Annotated in this window: 2 tRNA genes and 2 rRNA genes (1 of these 4 cut by a window edge); all 4 read right to left on the bottom strand. The window is 59.7% G+C overall.

Features of this window, described 5'->3' with window-relative positions:
- Positions 1 to 593, bottom strand: a 23S ribosomal RNA gene (locus tag D3273_RS27110) (it extends 2,204 nt beyond the left edge of the window).
- 459 nt (positions 594 to 1,052) lie between these two features.
- A tRNA-Ala gene (locus D3273_RS27115) sits at positions 1,053 to 1,128 on the bottom strand.
- 39 nt (positions 1,129 to 1,167) lie between these two features.
- A tRNA-Ile gene (locus tag D3273_RS27120) sits at positions 1,168 to 1,244 on the bottom strand.
- Between the two features lie 169 nt (positions 1,245 to 1,413).
- Positions 1,414 to 2,898 (bottom strand): 16S ribosomal RNA (locus D3273_RS27125).
- The 16S and 23S rRNA genes sit together here with 2 tRNA genes alongside, the layout of an rRNA operon.
- Positions 2,899 to 3,083: the final 185 nt, after the last annotated feature.

Genomic DNA, 3,083 nt, shown 5'->3' on the forward strand with positions numbered 1-3,083 from the left:
GTCAGGCTTTCGCCCTCCTACTGTTTGTAGGTATCCGGTTTCAGGAACTGTTTCACTCCCCTCGTCGGGGTGCTTTTCACCTTTCCCTCACGGTACTTGTTCGCTATCGGTCGCTGAGGAGTACTTAGGCTTGGAGGATGGTCCCCCCATGTTCAGACAGGATGTCTCGTGTCCCGCCCTACTCGAGGACCGGCAAAAGGATGTCGCGTACGGGGCTGTCACCCATCGTGCCAGGCTTTCCAGCCTGTTCCGCTATCCATATCGCCGGCCACTGGCCTGATCCGCGTTCGCTCGCCACTACTGACGGAGTCTCGTTGATGTCCTTTCCTCGGGGTACTGAGATGTTTCAGTTCCCCCGGTTCGCCTTTGGAACCTATGGATTCAGTTCCAAATACCTCCATTGACCCGCGTCATCCCCTGCGCTCCGGAAACCGGAACACACGGGATGGCGAAGGTCGAAGGTGGGTTTCCCCATTCGGAGATCCAGGGATCAAAGCCTGTTCGCGGCTCCCCCCGGCTTATCGCAGCGTACCACGTCCTTCATCGCCTCTCAGCGCCAAGGCATCCACCAGATACCCTTATGACACTTGATCACTCTCATCATCGATGCCCGACCCGGAAACCCGAGGGTCCCGTCCGATCGAAGCGCATCGACGCTCGGCGCCGCATCGCATGCGGCGCCAGGTCCACCCGGAGGGCGGACCCAAAGACCTTTGCTTCCGAACGTGTCCGAGGCGGGGGGCGGTCAAGGCTCCCCGTCACCTGAGCCCTGCCTTGCGCGGCCCGTCTCACGACGGAAAGGCGGCAGGACTGCTGTGGCCCGTCGGGTGGGGCCGCTTCGGCATGCTGCGCATGCCTCGCGGCCGGACCCTCGGGTCGGACACATTCACTCTTCACGATGTCGAACAACACGCCCTGGCGTGACGCCGGGCGATGCGCCAGCCGGCAAGGCCGGTGGCGAATTCTCTATGGATGCGGACGGCCGGGTGGGCTCGGTCGACGAGGCCGGTCGATGGATCGCTCCACCGTTTGCTCGCCCATCGCCGAAGCGATGGTGGAGCAAGACGGGATCGAACCGACGACCTCATGCTTGCAAAGCACGCGCTCTACCGACTGAGCTATTGCCCCAGGATGGGTGACAGCTCGAAGCCGGCCGGCGTGCCTGACTGGTGGGCCTGGGAAGACTCGAACTTCCGACCTCACGCTTATCAAGCGCGCGCTCTAACCAACTGAGCTACAAGCCCGGGCGACCCGGTCCGGATGGATCGGGCGGCCTGTCCGCTGGAAGAAAGAGAAACGAAGACGGCGGCGTCCCGCCAAATGGGACCGTGATGTCGGTCCCGTGATCTAAGCGACATGGGGAAGCGTGGGACGACCCGAGGGTCGTCCGGCTGATCCCGACGTCATCCTTAGAAAGGAGGTGATCCAGCCGCAGGTTCCCCTACGGCTACCTTGTTACGACTTCACCCCAGTCGCTGACCCTACCGTGGTCGCCTGCCCCCTTGCGGTCAGCGAAGCGCCTTCGGGTAGAACCAACTCCCATGGTGTGACGGGCGGTGTGTACAAGGCCCGGGAACGTATTCACCGTGGCGTGCTGATCCACGATTACTAGCGATTCCAACTTCATGCACTCGAGTTGCAGAGTGCAATCCGAACTGAGACGGCTTTTCGAGATTGGCGCACCCTCGCGGGTTGGCTTCCCTCTGTCACCGCCATTGTAGCACGTGTGTAGCCCAGCCCGTAAGGGCCATGAGGACTTGACGTCATCCACACCTTCCTCGCGGCTTATCACCGGCAGTCTCCCCAGAGTGCCCAACTGAATGATGGCAACTGAGGACGTGGGTTGCGCTCGTTGCGGGACTTAACCCAACATCTCACGACACGAGCTGACGACAGCCATGCAGCACCTGTGCGCGGGTCACCGAAGTGAAGGACGAAATCTCTCTCGCCCGTCCCGCCATGTCAAAGGCTGGTAAGGTTCTGCGCGTTGCTTCGAATTAAACCACATGCTCCACCGCTTGTGCGGGCCCCCGTCAATTCCTTTGAGTTTTAATCTTGCGACCGTACTCCCCAGGCGGAATGCTCAAAGCGTTAGCTGCGCCACTCAGTGATAAATCACCCAACGGCTGGCATTCATCGTTTACGGCGTGGACTACCAGGGTATCTAATCCTGTTTGCTCCCCACGCTGTCGTGCCTCAGCGTCAGTTCCGGACCAGTGAGCCGCCTTCGCCACCGGTGTTCTTGCGAATATCTACGAATTTCACCTCTACACTCGCAGTTCCACTCACCTCTTCCGGACTCAAGATCCCCAGTATCAAAGGCAGTTCCGAGGTTGAGCCTCGGGATTTCACCCCTGACTTAAGAATCCGCCTACGCACCCTTTACGCCCAGTGATTCCGAACAACGCTAGCCCCCTTCGTATTACCGCGGCTGCTGGCACGAAGTTAGCCGGGGCTTCTTCTCACGCTACCGTCATTATCGTCGCGTGCGAAAGAGCTTTACAACCCTAAGGCCGTCATCACTCACGCGGCATGGCTGGATCAGGCTTGCGCCCATTGTCCAATATTCCCCACTGCTGCCTCCCGTAGGAGTTTGGGCCGTGTCTCAGTCCCAATGTGGCTGGCCATCCTCTCAGACCAGCTATCGATCGTCGCCATGGTGGGCCGTTACCCCGCCATCTAGCTAATCGAACGCGGGCCAATCCTTCGGCGATGAATCTTTCGCCCTCAAGCCGTATCCGGTATTAGCGTTCGTTTCCAAACGTTGTTCCGAACCGAAGGGTATGTTCCCACGTGTTACTCACCCGTCTGCCACTCCCGATTGCTCGGGCGTTCGACTTGCATGTGTTAAGCCTGCCGCCAGCGTTCGTTCTGAGCCAGGATCAAACTCTCAAGTTGTAGCTTGAAAACCTTGAACCCGACTGATCACAGTTACAGTCCAACCCAGCGACAGTGTCACAAGGCCGGACGTCTCGACGAGTCCCAAACACATCCGTCCCGATCCCAAAGGACCAGAACGCGATGAATTTGGAAACGTGACCGTCGGAGCAGTTCTCTCGCAGCGCCGAAGCGCCGTGCCCGGC

The organism is Lichenibacterium minor (genome assembly GCF_004137685.1).
Classification (GTDB): Bacteria; Pseudomonadota; Alphaproteobacteria; order Rhizobiales; family Beijerinckiaceae; genus Lichenihabitans; species Lichenihabitans minor.